We start from the raw sequence: 16,891 nt of genomic DNA on the forward strand, positions 1-16,891 counted from the left end.
AATTTTGGCAAAAAAACTTTCGAAAAATAACAATTTCACAACTAAAAAATAAAGGAAAAGGAGCAATCATATGAATTTTTCATTTTTTCAAAAAGAAAAAGAATTTAAATTATTAACTAATATTTACAACTCTTTACAAGGAGAACCATTTTTAACCCAAGAAACAACATTAAAAGGAAAAGAAACCAAAGTAGAATTTTATTATTTGGATCAAAGCAAATATTATAGTACTCTTTTTCAATCACGCCAATTTGCTGTTTGGACTGCTGATAAAGGAGTGTGCCGCCTTTTGGTTGAAAAAAAATATTACGAAGAATTTGGAGCTTTTTATCAAAAAGATATAAACGATATGTGGCTAGATTTTATATGGCAGATTTTCCAAAAAGAAGCTACTTTAATCAAAACAATAAAATTGTTATTTGTGGCAGTTTTAGTTCCTATTTTATTAAATGCTTTTTTGCTTAGTGGACAAATTTCTGTTTGGTTAAGAATTCCTGCTTTTGTTGTATTGATATCTTCTTGTTTTTCTATGAATTATTGGATGAAAAACCAACAAAAAAAATTACACATATTTAGAGATAAAAAATTACAAGAAACATTGGACAAAATCCAAGAAACATTAGGAATAGAACTTTACGAATCATTAAAAGAAAAACAAAAACAATTCAATCCAACCTTTGTTGAACCCAAATCCGACCAAAATACCAATGAAGACAACCCCAAAAACAAAGACAACACAATAGACGAAATAAACGAATTAAATTAAACAAATGATAAATAAATGATTATAAAACCCAAAAAAAACAATCAAGAAAGGTACTCAAATGATCTACGATAGCATTGTTATTGGAGCAGGACATGCAGGTGTTGAAGCTGCTTTAATATTGGCAAAAAAACATAATACTTTACTCATTACAGGATCCTTAAAACAAGTTGCTTCCTTACCTTGCAATCCTTCTATCGGAGGTCCTGCCAAAGGTGTTGTAGTACGTGAAATAGATGCTTTAGGTGGTGTTATGGCAAAAGCTGCAGATCTTGCACAAATTCAGATCAAAATGCTTAACTCTTCCAAAGGTCCTGCAGTAAGAGCTTTAAGAGCTCAAATTGATAAATTAGAATATCCTCAAATTATTTTAGAAATATTACAAAAAAAGCTCAATTTAACTCTATTGGAAGGGCTCGTAAACAATCTAGTCATCCAAAACAACCAAGTTCAAGGAGTCTGTCTTATTGATGGAACAAAAATTAATGCCAAAACTGTCATTATCACTACAGGAACTTATTTATCAAGCCAAATTTTAATTGGAGATACCAAAAAATCCTCGGGACCTAATGGCGTTCCTACAACTTACGGTATCAGCACTCAATTAAAAGAATTAGGTTTTGAAGTTATTCGTTTAAAAACAGGCACACCACCAAGAGTTAAAAAAAACAGCATTGATTATAGCCAAACCAAAATACAAATGGGAGATAATTTAGAACAAATATTTAGTTTTGTTCCCCAAACAAATCAAAGACCCCAAGAACCATGTTTTTTAACTCACACCAACCAAACCACCCACCAAGTTATCCAAAAACATTTAAACCAATCAGCTATGTATGGAGGTTATGTTGAAGGAACAGGCCCTCGTTATTGCCCTTCTATCGAAGATAAAGTAGTAAGATTTTGTGATAAAAACAGTCATCAAATTTTTATTGAACCAGAAAGCCTATCTTTGGATGAAATGTATCTACAAGGACTTTCTACCAGCATGCCTCAACACGTTCAACACGAAATCCTTAAAACTATTCCAGGATTACAAAACGCCCAAATCACTAAATATGCTTATGCTATCGAATACGATGCTTTTAATCCCAACCAACTCAAACACAGTTTAGAGACTAAAAAAATCCAAAATCTCTTTTTAGCAGGACAAATGAACGGCACCAGCGGTTATGAAGAAGCTGCTTGTCAAGGGCTTATGGCAGGAATTAATGCTTCTTTAAAACTCCAAAATAAACCTCCTTTTGTGTTAAAAAGAAATGAAGCCTATATTGGTGTTTTGATCGATGATTTAATCACTAAGGGCGCCAAAGAACCGTACCGTCTTTTGACATCACGCGCGGAATTTCGTTTATTATTAAGACACGACAATGCCGATTTGCGCCTCAAAGATTACGGATATCAACTAGGTTTGATTGATGAAAAAGATTATAACAATTTTCAAAACAAAAAAGCTAAAATCAACCTTTTATTAGAAAAAAGCAAAAATTATGAAATTTTAGTTAATTCAGATAATCTATCTTATTTAAAACAACAAAACTCAGCTAGTCTTGGAGAAAAAACCACATTAGCACAACTGCTAAAAAGACCAGAATTAAATTTTTGCACTTTACAACATTTTTTACAGGAAAAAGCAGATAAAACCATTTATGAACAAGTAGAAATACAAATCAAATACGAAGGTTATATTGCTAAAGCCCAAAAAGAAGCTCAAAAATTAGCAAGGTTAGAACAAAAAAAAATTCCTAGCAAAATCAATTACGCAGATATTAAAAATTTATCAAAAGAAGCTCAAGAAAAACTTGATTTAATCAAACCCCAAACTTTAGGACAAGCAACAAGAATATTAGGAGTCAATCAAGTTGATATTTCGATTTTATTAGTTTATTTGGAAAAACATCATGCTTTACTTTGAATCATTAAAAGACAAATTTGCACTCAACGAAAAGCAATTAAACAAGTTTGTTTTTTACTATGAATTTTTAAAACAAGAAAACCAAAAAATGAACCTTACTTCTCTAATATCTTTATCTGATGTTTGCTATAAACATTTTTATGATTCTTTAATTTTAAAAGAAATATTTAACTTTAATACTGTAACTAATCTTTGTGATGTTGGCTCGGGTGCTGGCTTTCCTAGCTTTCCTTTAAAAATTCTTTTTCCTCATTTAAAAATTGTAATCATTGAATCATCTTTAAAAAAAATCAATTTCTTAAAACAATTAGCAAGCCATTTGGAATTAGATAATATATGTTTTTTTCACCAAAGAGTAGAACAATATGACATAGCCAAAAATGGCAGTTATGATTGTGTTGTTGCTCGCGCTTTGGCTAGATTGGAACTTATCTTAAAATGGTGTGTTCATTTAGTTAAAAAAAAGGGTTATTTTATTGCTATGAAAGGTAAAAACTTTCAACAAGAATTAGAAGCTAGCAAAAAGATAATTAAGCAAATAAGAGTTAAATTAGTTAGTGCAAAAACATTGGAATTACCAATGGAATTAGGAACAAGAACTAATTTATTATTCCAAACCGAATAAAAAAGGTAATATAATAAAAAAAAGATCACGAATATTCGCGATCTTTTTTATTTTCTTTCTTGACCAAATAACCTTAGCAAAATTAACATTATTCTTAAAAAAATTTCAATTAAAGTTGTTGCAAAAGCCAAAGAAACTTGCCATTCATATTTTTTAGGCATTCCTTGTTTAATCATTTGTTCGGTGTAATCAAAATGAAGTGCTAAAAACATAGATACAAATCCTAACATAATTAAACTAATAGGAAGAGTTAAAAAGCTATTGTAAATAATATTTTCAATTGTCCAAATGCCGCATAAAGACAACACTAAACGAACTATATAAGAAACCACCAAAGCAAAAGAACAATATAGCATAATTTGTCTAAATCTATTTGTTACTTTTATAAAACCTTTATAATAAGCATGAGACATTGCAACAAAGACGATAAAGGTTGCAAAAATAGCCATAAAGGCAATTTCAACTAAATTGGCATAAACTAAATTTAGAACAACAAAAATAATTGATAAAATTATTCCTTCTATAAAAGAATAAATTAATCCACAAGCTTTAGAAATTTCAACTTGTTTTAATCCTGCAGAATAAATGCCATAATTTAAAAAACCTAACGCAATCATGGAAAAATAAATTGCATGAATATTTAGATTTTTTAATATCGCGGGTTTTAGAATTGGGTAAAAAAACATTGAAGTGATTGCTGTAACACATAAAAGCAAAATTGTTTTTAAAGCAATTCCTTTACGAGTAGCAATATTATTATAAGTAGTTGTTTCAAATAAAGAAAGAAAGTTATTTTTAATTTGGGTGAACGAATTATTTACTTTATTGGATTCCATTTAAACCACCTTTTTAAATTTTATTTATTATTAAAATTAAATTTATTTTATTATTCTTATTGTTTAAAAAAATATTTACATCTTTTTTTAACTTGCTTAATGAACAAGCACATATATATTTTACCTTTTTTTAAAATTAATTGGAAGATATTTTGCTTTTTTATTGCAAAAAATAACAAAAAGTGGTGTTTTATTGCAAAATTTGCATCTTTTATTTGAGTTGGGTTAGATTTGTGGAGTTTTAAAAAGCGATAAAAAGGCAAAAGGGCAAAAAAGGGGCAAAAAGGGGCAAAATACAAAATAAAAAATAATTAAAAAAGATAAAAACCCACATTATGTGGGTTTTATTTATTAATAAGGTTGGGTATAATGAATTTTTAGTTAAGAAGTTTGGAAACTGATCCTGCACCAACTGTTTTTCCACCTTCACGAATAGAAAATTTAGTTCCTTCTTCGATAGCAATTGGGTTGTTAAGGGTAACTACTAATTCAGCGTTGTCACCTGGCATTACCATTTTAACATCACCTTGTAATTCAACTACTCCTGTAATATCTGTAGTACGGAAATAGAATTGAGGACGGTATTGAGAGAAAAAGGCAGTGTGACGTCCTCCTTCTTCTTTAGTTAAAACATAAACTTGAGCAACAAATTTAGAATGAGGCTTAACAGAACCTGGTTTAGCTAAAACTTGTCCACGTTGTACATCTTCACGGTTAATTCCACGTAATAAAGCTCCAACGTTGTCTCCTGCTTGAGCAAAATCTAGGTCTTTTTTAAACATTTCTACTGCAGTTACAATAGTTTTTCTAGTTTCTTTAAGTCCTACGATTTCTACTTCATCACCAGCTTTTACTTGACCTCTTTCTACTCTACCAGTAACAACAGTTCCTCTACCAGTAATAGTGAAAACATCTTCTACAGGCATTAAGAAAGGTTTGTCAACTTCGCGCACCGGGTCTTCAATGTAGGTGTCTAGAGTTTCGATTAATTCGTTTACTTGAGCAACGTAATGAGCGTCACCTTCTAAAGCTTTTAATGCAGATCCTCTAATAACAGGAATGTCGTCTCCTGGGAAATCGTATTGAGATAATAATTCACGAACTTCCATTTCTACTAATTCTAAAATTTGTTCGTCTGGGGAAAGATCACATTTATTTAAGAAAACAACAATTTTTGGAACACCAACTTGGCGCGCTAATAAAATGTGTTCTCTAGTTTGAGGCATAACACTATCTGCACCAGAAACAACTAAAATAGCAGCGTCCATTTGAGCAGCACCAGTAATCATGTTTTTAACATAATCGGCGTGTCCAGGACAGTCAACGTGAGCATAGTGACGTTTTTCTGTTTCATATTCTACGTGTGAAGTTTTAATAGTGATTCCACGTTCTCTTTCTTCAGGAGCATTATCAATTTGATCATAAGCTCTACTTTTAGCCAAGCCACGGGTAGACAAAACTTGGGTAATAGCTGCTGTAAGAGTAGTTTTACCGTGGTCTACGTGTCCAATAGTACCTACATTTAAATGCGGTTTATTTCGTATAAATTTTTCATTAGCCATTTTTCAAAGGCCTCCTTTTATTATGTTTTAAGGTTTGTTTTAATAAATATATTTACCATTTAAATTTTAACTTATTTTTGGCTTTTCACAACTATTTTGTTAATAAAAATGTTTTTTAGTGTAAGGTTGTCTAAGCTCGTTTTTTAATAATTTCTTCAGTGATGCTTTTAGGAGCTTTTTCATATTTAGCAAATTGCATAATAAAAGTAGCTCTTCCTTGAGTATTGGAACGCAAAACAGTAGCATATCCAAACATTTCAGAAAGGGGAACAAACGCTCTAATAGCAACAGCGTTGGCGCGTGATTCTTGGTTTTCTAATCTACCTCTTCTAGAAGTTAGATCACCAATAACATTTCCTACATAATCGTTGGGAGTAAATACTTCAACGTCCATAATAGGTTCTAAAATGACTGGGTTTCCTTTGTTTTTGGTTTCTTTTAATGCCATGGAAGCAGCAATTTTAAAAGCCATTTCGGAAGAATCGACATCATGGTAAGAGCCATCAAATAAAGTTGCTTTAACATCAATAATTTGATATCCAGCTAAAATACCAACAGCAAGAGCTTCTTGAATTCCTTTTTGAACTGCAGGAACGTATTCACGAGGAACTACACCACCTACAATTTTATTAACGAATTCAAAACCTTTTCCAGGATTTGGTTCAAAACGCATCCAAACATGTCCGTATTGTCCACGACCACCTGATTGACGAATGAATTTTCCTTCTGTCTCAGTTTCTTGGGTGATTGTTTCGCGGTATGATACTTGAGGTTCTGTAACATTTGCTTGTACTTTGAATTCTCTTTTAAGACGTTCAATAATGATATCTAAATGAAGTTCACCCATTCCAGCAATAATAGTTTGCCCGGTTTCATGATTGGAAAAAACCTTAAATGTAGGGTCTTCTTCAGCTAATTTTGAAAGGGCAATCCCCATTTTATCTTGGTCAGCTTTAGTTTTTGGTTCTACTGCAATTTCAATTACTGGTTCTGGGAAATTAATTGATTCTAAGACGATGGTTTGTCCTTCTGATGCTAAAGTGTCTCCTGTAGTAGTTGCTTTTAATCCTACAACTGCTAAAATATCGCCTGTGTAGGCTTCTTTTACTTCTTCACGAGAATTAGCATGCATTTGTAATAATCGTCCAAAACGTTCTTTGGTTCCTTTAGTAGTGTTAGTTACGTAAGAACCAGCTTTAACTGAACCTGAATAGATACGGAAAAAGGTTAATTTTCCTACATAAGGATCGGTCATCACTTTGAAAGCTAGAGCTGTGAAGGGTTCTTCATCTAATCCGGTGCGCACAATTTCTTGGTTGTCAGAATCAAAACCAACAATAGCTGCAACATCACAAGGAGCAGGAAGGTAGTCAACAATAGCGTCTAACATTTTAACAACACCCTTATTTTTGAAAGAAGAACCGCAAAGAACTGGGAAAAAGGAAGCTTGTAAGGTTGCTTTTCTAATGGAATTTTTCAACATTTCAGAAGAGATTGGTTTTTCTTCTAAATAATAAATCATTAATTCTTCGTCTAGGGTAGATAAAGTTTCTATTAATTCGTTTCTTTTAGTTTGGGTAATTGATTCTAAAACGCTAGGAATAGGAACTACTTTTCCTGTTTCTTGGGAAGTGTTATCATATTCAAAAGCATTCATTTCTACTAAATCAATGATACCATTAAAGTCATTTTCTGAGCCAATTGGCCATTGAATAGCGCTTGCATGAACTCCTAAGCGTTGTTTAAGGGTTTCAATTGCATAAGCAAAATCAGCGCCTACTTTATCCATTTTGTTAACAAAAATAACTCTTGGGACTTTATATTCACTAGCTTGGCGCCAAACAGTTTCAGTTTGTGGTTCTACTCCTGCCTGAGCATCAATAACTGTTACTGCTCCATCCAAAACTCTAAGAGAGCGCGAAACTTCCACCGTAAAATCAACGTGTCCGGGAGTGTCAATAATATTGATACGGTGGTTTTTCCAAAAAGCAGTAGTAGCAGCAGAGGTAATAGTGATTCCTCTTTCTTGTTCTTGTTCCATCCAATCCATCTGAGAAGCGCCATCATGGGTTTCTCCGATTTTATGAATTTTTCCGGTGTGGAACAAAATTCTTTCTGTAGTGGTGGTTTTTCCTGCATCAATATGAGCAATAATGCCAATATTACGAGTTTTTTCTAATGAAAACTGACGTGCCATCTTTTATTCTCCTATAAGTTACAATCACCAACGATAATGAGCAAAGGCTTTATTAGCTTCTGCAGTGCGATGCGTTTCTTCTCTTTTTTTAACTAATGCTCCGTTACCTAAAGAAGCATCTACTATTTCTTGGGCGAGTCTTTCTCCCATTGTTTTTTCATTGCTTTCTTTAGTGTATTTAACAAGCCATCTTAATCCTAAAGACTGGCGTCTTTCGGGACGAACTTCGGAAGGCACTTGGTAATTTTGACCACCCACACGACGCGTGCGTACTTCTAATACAGGCATAATATTGTTTAGGGCTTCATGAAAAACTTCAATAGGCTCGCGGTTAGTGATAGTTTTTACTTGTTTTAAAGCTTGATAAAAAATAGTTTGAGCTTTGCCTTTTTTGCCGTCTTCCATAATGGTGTTAATGATTTTAGTAACTAATTTAGAATTGTAAATAGGATCTGGCTGTACATCTCTTTTTTTAATATGACCTTTACGGGACACAAAAATTCACCTACTTTCTTTATTTTATTTATTTTTTTAGGGATTTGTGATTTTTTTATTATTTATTTTTTATTCTTTGTAATTATAATTATTTTTTTTCTTTAGGTAATTTAGAGCCGTACTTAGAACGCCCTTGTTTGCGGTTAGCAACACCAGTAGCATCTAGAGCACCACGAACGATATGATAACGCACACCAGGAAGGTCTTTTACGCGTCCGCCACGAACTAAAACAGAGCTATGTTCTTGTAAGGAGTGTCCCACGCCTGGAATGTAGGCAGTTACTTCAGAACCATTACTTAGGCGCACTCTTGCAAATTTACGTAAAGCTGAGTTTGGTTTTTTTGGAGTCATGGTAGTTACACGCAGACAAACACCCATTTTTTGAGGAGAACTGTAATGTTTAGCTTTTTTTTGCAAAACATTAAAACCGTAACTTAGAGCAGGTGCTTTAGTTTTGGAAGTTTTACTGCTACGACGTTTTTTGATTAATTGAGAAACAGTAGACATTTTTTATTTCCTTTCTTTTTTTAATTTTGGTTAGTTTTTTCAGCAAGTTCAGAAGTTGTTGCAGGTTCTTTTGGATATTTAAATAAAGTAGTTTCTAAAATACCTGTTCCTGCAGGAATTAAGCCACCAATAATAACATTTTCTTTAAGTCCGTAAAGATGGTCGGTTTTTCCTTTGATGGCAGCATCGATTAGAATTTTAGTAGTTTCTTGGAAAGATGCAGCTGACAGTAAAGAATCACTTCTTAAAGAAGAACGCGTAATTCCTAAAATAATGGGGCGCCCTACTGCTAAAAGTTTGTTTTCTTCTAACATTTTTAAATTAGCTTTTTTAAAGTTATTAATAGTAATTTCTGTTCCAGGTAAAAGTTGAGTATCACCTTCATCAATAATTAAAATTTGTTTAAACATTTGGTGAATAATAATTTCGATGTGTTTGTCGCTGATATAAACATTTTGGGCACGATAAACTTTTTGTACTTCTTCTAAGATGTATTTTTGAACCTCTGTTGTGCCTGCCACTCTTAAAAGTTCTTTTAGATCAACCGAACCAGAAGTTAGTTTTTGACCGGGATAAACACTGTTGTTTTTGCTTACTAAAATATCGACATTAGGTTCCAAAATATAACGGTGCTCTGTGTCAGGGTCATTTTCTTCTGTGATTACAATTTCTGGATTTTGGGAACGGATTTTATCAATTTTTTTGATTTTTCCTTTTAATTCGCTGATTAGCGCTTTTCCTTTAGGTTTGCGTACTTCAAATAATTCTTCGATCCTTGGAAGACCTTGAGTAATATCTGAGGCAGAAGCAACTCCTCCAGTATGGAAAGTTCTCATAGTTAATTGAGTTCCTGGTTCCCCAATGGATTGAGCAGCAATAACACCAACAGCTTCGCCAATTTCTACTAATTTATTGGTAGCTAGATTGACGCCGTAGTCTTTGGCGCAAATACCATATTCACAATTACAAGTTAAAATGCTTCTAATAGGAACTTTTTTAATTTTGGCAGTAATAATTTCTTGGGCTTTGGACTCAGTAATTAATTCATTGCGCGCTATAATAAGGGCGTTGGTTTTTGGATGACAAATGTCGTAACTAGCAAAGCGTCCAATAATGCGTTGTTTGAGGGAAACAATTTCTTTGCCGTCGCTCATCATAGCTTCTACAACAAAACCGCGGTCACTATTGCAATCTTCTTTGATAACAACAATATCTTGAGTTACGTCAACTAAACGACGCGTTAGATAACCTGACTCGGCTGTTTTTAGGGCAGTGTCAGTTGAACCTTTACGGGCTCCGTGAGTAGAGATGAAAAACTCAGAAACTTTTAGACCTTCTCGGAAAGAAGCTTTAACAGGGACTTCAATAATTTCACCTTTAGGGTTATTCATTAACCCTCTCATCCCTGCTAATTGAGTAAAGTTAGAAACGCTACCACGTGCGCCACTTTCGCTCATCATAAAAATGTGGTTGTCTTGTTGAAATTCTTTCATCAAGCCTTCTTGAATTTTATCACGAATAGTTTTCCATTCGTTAATTACTAAACGACGACGTTCGGCATCTGTTAAAAAACCATCGTTGTACCAAGTATCAATTTGAATATTGCGGGCTTCTACTTCTTGTAACAATTCTTGTTTATTGGAGTAAGTATTGATGTCTGCAAATGAAACTGTAATTCCTGCGATAGTAGAATACTTGAAACCTAATTTTTTGATGTGATCTAGCATTTTGGAAGTTTCTGTAATTTTCATTTGTTTGAAAAAACATGCAATAATCATAGATAGAAATTTTTTGTTAAAAGGTTTAGGGGTGGGAAGTTTTTTTAGGAATTGTTTGGGGTTGGTTCCTGGAGTTAAAAAATAAGCATCAGGGGTTTTGACATCCAAATTAAACTGAGTTGGTTCGTTAATGTAGGGGAAACTTGGAGGCAAAATGTCATTAAAAATTAATTTTCCTAAAGTAGTCATTAAATATTTTTGACGTTGTTCTTCAGTAAATGATAAATTAATTGCTTTTGGTTTGATAAAAATTCTTGTGTGAAGGTGGATTTCTTTATTTTGATAAGCGGTTTTGGCTTCGTTGATGTCAGCAAAAAAAGTTCCTTCATTGCGATGTTTGTATTGGTGTTCTGCAGTTCTTTGGGCAGCATCATAGCTGTTTATAGTGCGATCTTTTTTTTCTTCAATGGTTAAATAGTAGTTTCCTAAAACCATATCTTGGGAAGGTGTTACTACTGGATTACCATTTTTAGGGTCTAAAATGTTGTTCGAAACAAGCATCAATAAGCGCGCTTCGGCTTGGGCTTCTAAAGAAAGAGGGACATAAATTGCCATCTGGTCGCCATCAAAATCGGCATTAAAGGCAGGCGTAACTAAAGGGTGGAGGCGAATGGCTTTACCGTCAATTAATTTAGGATCAAAAGCTTGAATTCCTAAACGGTGTAGTGTTGGGGCGCGGTTTAAAAGGACCGGGTGTTCTTTGACTACTTCTTCTAAGGCGTTCCAAACTTCTTCATTCATTTTTTCATAAATGGTGTTGGCGTTTTTTTTGTCAATTCCTTTGGTTTCTTGTAGTTTTTTCAAAATGAAAGGTTTGAACAAAATAATTGCCATTTCACGAGGCACACCGCATTGGTGCATTTCTAAATCAGGACCTACAATAATTACGGATCGTCCCGAATAATCCACTCTTTTACCTAAAAGATTTTGACGGAAACGCCCTTGTTTACCGCGTAGCATTTCGGATAAAGATTTAAGCGGGCGATTTTTTTCGACGTTGTTAACGTTTTTTTTGCTAGTTTTGGCATTATCAAATAAAGCATCAACTGCTTCTTGTAGCATTCTTTTTTCATTTTTAATGATTAAACGAGGAGCTTTTTGGAGCATTTGTTTTTTTAAACGATTGTTGCGATTAAGGATGCGGCGGTAAAGATCGTTGACTTCAGTAGTGGCAAAACGACCACCATCTAAAGGAACCATCGGTCTTAATCCCGGAGGTAATACAGGAATAACATCCATTACCATCCATTCAGGTTTGTTGTCTGATTGATGAAAAGATTCGATGATTTCTAGTCTTTTAATAATGCTTTCTCTTTTTTGTTTGGAATTTTCCGATAAAGATTTGCGAAGGACTTTGATAGTTTTTTCTAAATTGAGATTTTCTAGTAATTTTTTAACCGCTTCGGCACCTGTTAAAGCTACAAAAGCGTTTCCAAATTCATAAAGAGCTTCACTGTATTGAGTTTCTGTAATAATTTCTTTAGGTTTGAATTCGGTTTTTCCAGGATCAATTACAACATAAGAAACATAATAAACTATTTCTTCTAATTGTTTAGTTTTGATGTTTAAAAGAATAGCTAAACGGCTGGGAGAAGAGTTAAGGTACCAAGTGTGGACGATGGGGGTTTGTAATTCGATGTGTCCCATTCTTTCACGACGCACTTTGGTTTCGGTAAATTCAACTCCACATTTGTTACAAAATTGACTTTTGATGCTGACTTGTTTTTTAGAACAAGCACATTGGAAATCAACTACTGGACCAAAAATCTTTTGACAAAATAATCCTGATATCTCTGGTTTATAGGTGCGATAGTTAATTGTTTCGTAGCTAGTAACCTCACCATAAGACCACTGTCTGATTTCTTCAGGAGCAGCTAGACGGATTTTAAAATAATCATAATCTCTACTACCGTATTCTTTGTCAGATGAAATAGAAGGGAAGTGGTTGTATAACTTAAATAGGTCGTTTAATTTTTGAAAAGCAAGGGGATTGGTTTCAAATGCTTTTGTAAGGACAGCCATTTTAGTTTGTAAAAGATCTTGAAAATCTTCCATTCCTAGTTCAGTAAGAATGTTAATAACGGCTTCACTCAAATCTAGATTTTGTAAATTGCGAGGTAGGGCGAAGTTTTTGAGGATAGGTAAAACTTCTAAAAAAGCTTCTTGCAGTAAAAGCCTTAACTCTTCTAAAGTAAAAGTGTTAAAATCTTCCAAAGTATTGATTCCAGAAAGTTTTAATTTTTCTAAAACTGGAGATGAAAGATTTAAAGTTTCTACTGAAGTAAATAATCTGTTATCACTCATCTTTAATTATAACCTTCCTTTTTGTAATCAATTAAGGATTTATTAACTTCATTTTCTTTAGTATCGGTTTTGATTAGTTCTACATACAATCCTAAAGATTGCAATTCTTTAATGAAAACTCGGAAACTTTCAGGAATGCTTGGTTTAGGCAGTGGAGTTCCTTGCACGATGGCACTGTAAGTTTTGTTTCTACCTATAATATCATCACTTTTAACTGTTAAAATTTCTTGTAAGGTATGAGCAGCTCCATAAGCATAAAGCGCCCATACTTCCATTTCACCGAAGCGTTGTCCACCGTTTTGGACTTTTCCTCCCATAGGTTGTTGGGTCACTAAAGTGTATGGTCCTACGTTTCTGGCATGGAGTTTGTCATCTACCATGTGAGATAATTTAACCATATACATAACTCCTACAGAAATACGACTGTCATAAGGTTCTCCGGTGCGTCCGTCATATAAAACCATTTTGCCATCAGGATCTAAATTGGCTTCTTTCATGATTTCTTTAAGGTCGTAGTCATTAACGCCGTCAAAAACAGGAGTTGCCACTTTGATGCCTAATTTTTTGGCAGCCATTCCTAAATGGATTTCTAAAATTTGTCCAATGTTCATCCTACTAGGAACTCCTAAAGGATTTAACATGATATCAATTGGGGTGCCGTCTGCCATATAAGGAAGGTCTTCTTTAGGTAAGATGCGAGAAATTACACCTTTGTTCCCGTGGCGTCCTGCCATTTTGTCGCCTTCGTTGATTTTACGTTTTTTAGCGATGAAAACACGGATGTTTTCGTTGACACCAGCAGGAAGAACATCACCGTTTTTTCTGGAGAAATAATGAACACTTTGAACGATCCCCCCTTCACCAAAAGGAACCCTTAAAGAAGAGTCTTTGTATTCGCGGGCTTTTTCACCAATTACAATTTGAATTAATTTTTCAGAAGGAGAAGGTTCAATGTTTCCTTGAGGAGTTATTTTACCTACTAAAATATCTCCTTCTTTAACTTCGGAACCAGGAATAATAATTCCTCTTGCGTCAAGGTTTTTAATAGCATCAGCGCCCACGTTGGGAACTTCTCTAGTGATTTCTTCTTGACCGCTACCTTTTTTTAATTCTCTAGTTTGAATTTCGTATTTATCAATGTGGATGGAAGTGTAGACATCGTGTTTGACTAATTCTTCTGACATAATGATGGCATCTTCATAGTTATAACCTTCCCAAGTCATAAAAGCCACTGTAACATTTCTGCCAAGTGCTAATTCGCCTTGAGATGTAGAAGGTCCACTTACTAAAATATCGCCTTCATTGATTTGTTCTCCCAAAACTACAATCGGTTTTTGCAATACTAAAGTGTCTTGGTTGGATTTGGCAAAATTGATGAGGGTGTATTCGGCTTGGTGTTCTTTGTAGTTGTTCTCGTATAAAGTCTTGGCTTGGGCGTAGGTAAATTCTTGGGTAGTATCGTAAAGGGTTTTGCCATTTAATGAAACATTTTGGTTGGGTTTTTTAGTGATAATTATTTTTTGAGCATCAACATAAGTAACAAATCCTGATTCGCGGGCAATAATTAAGCAACCTGAGTCTTTGGCAGCGCGATATTCAACACCTGTTCCCACAATAGGAGATTCAGGGATTAATAAAGGGACTGCTTGACGTTGCATGTTGGCTCCCATTAAAGCTCTGGAAGCGTCGTTGTGTTCTAAAAAGGGGATCGAAGAAGTTGCAACAGAGACAATTTGTTTAGGAGAAACGTCAGCATATGTTATTTGGCTTCTTTCAAAAATGCCTGTTTCACCGTTGCTACGAGCAATTATTTTTTTGTCTTGAAAAGCATTATTGGCATCCAAAACAAACCCAGCTGAGGCAATAATTTCTTCTTTTTCTTGGTCAGCTGTTAAATAATCTATGTGGCGCGAAAGGGTAGTTTTCCCGTCTTGGTGCAAAACCTTAAAGAAAGGAGTTTGAATAAAACCGTACTTATTGACTTTGGCATAAGTGGAAAGGGATGTGATAAGTCCGATGGAAGGTCCTTCAGGAGTTTCAATGGGGCATAATCTGCCGTAGTGGGAATTGTGCACGTCGCGCACTTCAATGCCTGCACGATCACGATTAATTCCTCCGATACCTAAAGCTGATACCCTTCTTTTTTGGGTTAATTCTGCTAAAGGATTGATTTGATCCATGAATTGCGATAAGCGTGAACTTGTGAAAAAAGTTTTGATTACACTCATTAAAAAAGTAAAATTAACTAGGTCGCCTGGACCGTTAACTTCGCTGAATTTGCTAGTGGAAATCATATCTTTGATATTTTTTTCAGCTCTGGTAAGACCAATTCGGAATTGGTTTTTTAACAATTCTCCAATTAATCTTAAACGACGATTCCCTAAATGATCAATATCATCAACAGTGCCTACGTTTTCATAAAGATTCAAATAATAATTAATACTTGCAATAACATCTGACAAAGTGATGTGTTTTTTGGTTTCTCTTTGGTCGTTTCCAATAAGTTTGACTTTGTGATATAGTTTGCCTGATTCGTCTTTTGAAGTATAGACTTCTAAAATTTCGTTAAAAACTCCTTGACGGTATGCTTCTTTTTGATAAATATCTTTAGTTCCTAAGAAAAATTTAGATACTTTTTCATCAAGAGTGTGAATATTGTGTCTTAAATGATTGATAATATCGTCGTTAACTAAAGTATCTTTAGCTACTAAAACTTCACCAGTGCGAGAGTTGATGATGTTAGTTTTGGTGAATAATTCGTTTTTTTGGGGGTCTTTTTTATATGCTAAAATCTCTTCATCAGTTTCGTTTTCTAAATTATGTTTAGCGTCGAAGATTTCTTGGAGCAAAAAATGACGATTTTGTTTCAGGATTGCAATTTTTTCTTTGGTTAAAAGTTCGTCTTGTGCAATTATTATTTCTTGAGTTTCGGGATTGACAAAATCACAAGCTAAATAAGTGTTTTCAGCTCGGGTAAGAACGTCTAGTTTTTTGTTAAATTTGTATCTTCCCACTTTAGCCAGGTCGTATTTTTTTTGATCAAAAAGTCTTGTTCTGATAAAATCTCTAGCAGTGTCGACAGGAACTTTTTCGCCTTGACGGATTTTAGAATACAGTTCTACCAAAGCATTGTCTGAGTCCATATCAGTTTCTTTATCAAAAACAGAATCAAGGATAGCGCTTTTGCCAAAGACATTTTCGATTGCTTCTTTGCTGTCAAAACCTAGAGCATAAATAAAATTAGACAAGGGGATTTTTTTGGAACGATCTAATTTGGCATACAAAATTTCTTTAGAGCCTTCTTCGTATTCAATCCAAGCACCACGTGAAGGAATTACTTGTCCAGAATAAGTGGTTCTGTTGAGTTTGCTGTCAAAATTACCTGCAAAATACACGCTAGCGGAACGTACAATTTGAGAAACTACTACTCTTTCAGTGCCGTTGATAACAAAAGTCCCAGTGGGAGTCATTAGAGGCAATTCAGTAAGTAAAATATTGCTTTGTTTAGTTTTGCCAGTTAAAACATTTTCTAAAGTAGTTTTGACAAATAATTGGGAAACATAACTTATATCTTTAATTTTAGTTTCTTCAATGCTATATTTTGGGGGTGCTAAAAAATAATCATCAAAGTGAATTTTTAAATCCCCATTATAACTTTCAATAGGACAAAAATCCTGCAACAATTCTTTAATACCGTGTTTTAAAAACCAATCAAAAGATTGGTTTTGAATTTCAATTAAATTGGGCAAATCAACATCATAAATTGTTTTAGAATAATTACGACGTTGTGCTTTTTTGCCATATTTGACATTATGATAACCCATCTTATGCTCCTATAAATTATTAATTGGTAGTTTGTTTTGCCAAAATCTTTATTTTTAATTGTGTCTTTGCGATTTTTGGGTTTT

10 protein-coding genes are annotated in these 16,891 nt (G+C 33.8%); 3 read left to right on the plus strand and 7 right to left on the minus strand.

The genetic code is table 11. The annotated features are described in order from the left end of the window. Nucleotides 1-70 precede the first annotated feature (70 nt). Genes MBSPM3_RS01670 through rsmG form a run of 3 tightly spaced genes read left to right on the plus strand, consistent with a single transcriptional unit; the run spans nt 71 to nt 3,303 of the window. Nucleotides 71-766, plus strand: a complete 696-nt coding sequence (locus MBSPM3_RS01670; RefSeq protein ID WP_069028244.1) for a hypothetical protein — start codon at nt 71-73, stop codon at nt 764-766. A gap of 58 nt (nt 767-824) precedes the next feature. Beyond that, the gene (mnmG, locus tag MBSPM3_RS01675; protein ID WP_069028245.1) at nt 825-2,678 is read left to right on the plus strand and encodes a tRNA uridine-5-carboxymethylaminomethyl(34) synthesis enzyme MnmG; all 1,854 of its coding nucleotides are present in this window, start codon (nt 825-827) and stop codon (nt 2,676-2,678) included. Continuing rightward, on the plus strand, nt 2,665-3,303 hold the full coding sequence (gene rsmG / locus MBSPM3_RS01680) for a 16S rRNA (guanine(527)-N(7))-methyltransferase RsmG (protein WP_069028246.1): 639 nt from the start codon (nt 2,665-2,667) through the stop codon (nt 3,301-3,303). Before mnmG ends, rsmG begins: the two co-directional genes overlap by 14 nt. A gap of 47 nt (nt 3,304-3,350) precedes the next feature. Here the strand turns inward: rsmG and MBSPM3_RS01685 are convergent, their stop codons facing one another. The 7 genes from MBSPM3_RS01685 to rpoB form a co-directional block, all read right to left on the minus strand. Beyond that, nucleotides 3,351-4,139: a Bax inhibitor-1/YccA family protein gene (locus MBSPM3_RS01685; protein ID WP_069028247.1), complete on the minus strand. Its 789-nt coding sequence runs from the start codon at nt 4,137-4,139 to the stop codon at nt 3,351-3,353. Nucleotides 4,140-4,516: 377 nt separating this feature from the next. After that, nucleotides 4,517-5,701 carry an elongation factor Tu gene (tuf, locus tag MBSPM3_RS01695; protein WP_011160639.1) on the minus strand — a complete coding sequence of 395 codons (1,185 nt, stop codon included), beginning with the start codon at nt 5,699-5,701 and terminating at the stop codon, nt 4,517-4,519. A 130-nt stretch (nt 5,702-5,831) separates the two neighbouring features. Then, the gene (gene fusA, locus MBSPM3_RS01700) at nt 5,832-7,898 is read right to left on the minus strand and encodes an elongation factor G (RefSeq protein WP_069028249.1); all 2,067 of its coding nucleotides are present in this window, start codon (nt 7,896-7,898) and stop codon (nt 5,832-5,834) included. 24 nt (nt 7,899-7,922) lie between these two features. After that, on the minus strand, nt 7,923-8,393 hold the full coding sequence (gene rpsG, locus MBSPM3_RS01705) for a 30S ribosomal protein S7 (protein WP_069028250.1): 471 nt from the start codon (nt 8,391-8,393) through the stop codon (nt 7,923-7,925). A gap of 88 nt (nt 8,394-8,481) precedes the next feature. Then, nucleotides 8,482-8,901: a 30S ribosomal protein S12 gene (gene rpsL, locus MBSPM3_RS01710; protein WP_011160636.1), complete on the minus strand. Its 420-nt coding sequence runs from the start codon at nt 8,899-8,901 to the stop codon at nt 8,482-8,484. A 20-nt stretch (nt 8,902-8,921) separates the two neighbouring features. Next, nucleotides 8,922-12,983, minus strand: coding sequence for a DNA-directed RNA polymerase subunit beta' (gene rpoC / locus MBSPM3_RS01715; protein ID WP_069028251.1), 4,062 nt, complete (start codon nt 12,981-12,983; stop codon nt 8,922-8,924). 2 nt (nt 12,984-12,985) lie between these two features. Beyond that, nucleotides 12,986-16,807 (minus strand): DNA-directed RNA polymerase subunit beta, encoded by a 3,822-nt coding sequence (rpoB, locus tag MBSPM3_RS01720; protein WP_069028252.1) that lies wholly within the window; start codon nt 16,805-16,807, stop codon nt 12,986-12,988. Nucleotides 16,808-16,891: the final 84 nt, after the last annotated feature.

Source organism: Candidatus Phytoplasma zeae, from assembly GCF_001712875.1.
Taxonomy (GTDB): domain Bacteria; phylum Bacillota_I; class Bacilli_A; order Acholeplasmatales; family Acholeplasmataceae; genus Phytoplasma; species Phytoplasma asteris.

Coding starts and splice junctions, on each gene's coding strand:
- fusA (WP_069028249.1), bottom strand. CDS start 7,898: ATGGCACGTCAGTTTTCATTAGAAAAAACTCGTAATATTGGCATTATT.
- rpsL (WP_011160636.1), bottom strand. CDS start 8,901: ATGTCTACTGTTTCTCAATTAATCAAAAAACGTCGTAGCAGTAAAACT.
- MBSPM3_RS01685 (WP_069028247.1), bottom strand. CDS start 4,139: ATGGAATCCAATAAAGTAAATAATTCGTTCACCCAAATTAAAAATAAC.
- MBSPM3_RS01670 (WP_069028244.1), top strand. CDS start 71: ATGAATTTTTCATTTTTTCAAAAAGAAAAAGAATTTAAATTATTAACT.
- tuf (WP_011160639.1), bottom strand. CDS start 5,701: ATGGCTAATGAAAAATTTATACGAAATAAACCGCATTTAAATGTAGGT.
- rsmG (WP_069028246.1), top strand. CDS start 2,665: ATGCTTTACTTTGAATCATTAAAAGACAAATTTGCACTCAACGAAAAG.
- rpoB (WP_069028252.1), bottom strand. CDS start 16,807: ATGGGTTATCATAATGTCAAATATGGCAAAAAAGCACAACGTCGTAAT.
- rpoC (WP_069028251.1), bottom strand. CDS start 12,983: ATGAGTGATAACAGATTATTTACTTCAGTAGAAACTTTAAATCTTTCA.
- mnmG (WP_069028245.1), top strand. CDS start 825: ATGATCTACGATAGCATTGTTATTGGAGCAGGACATGCAGGTGTTGAA.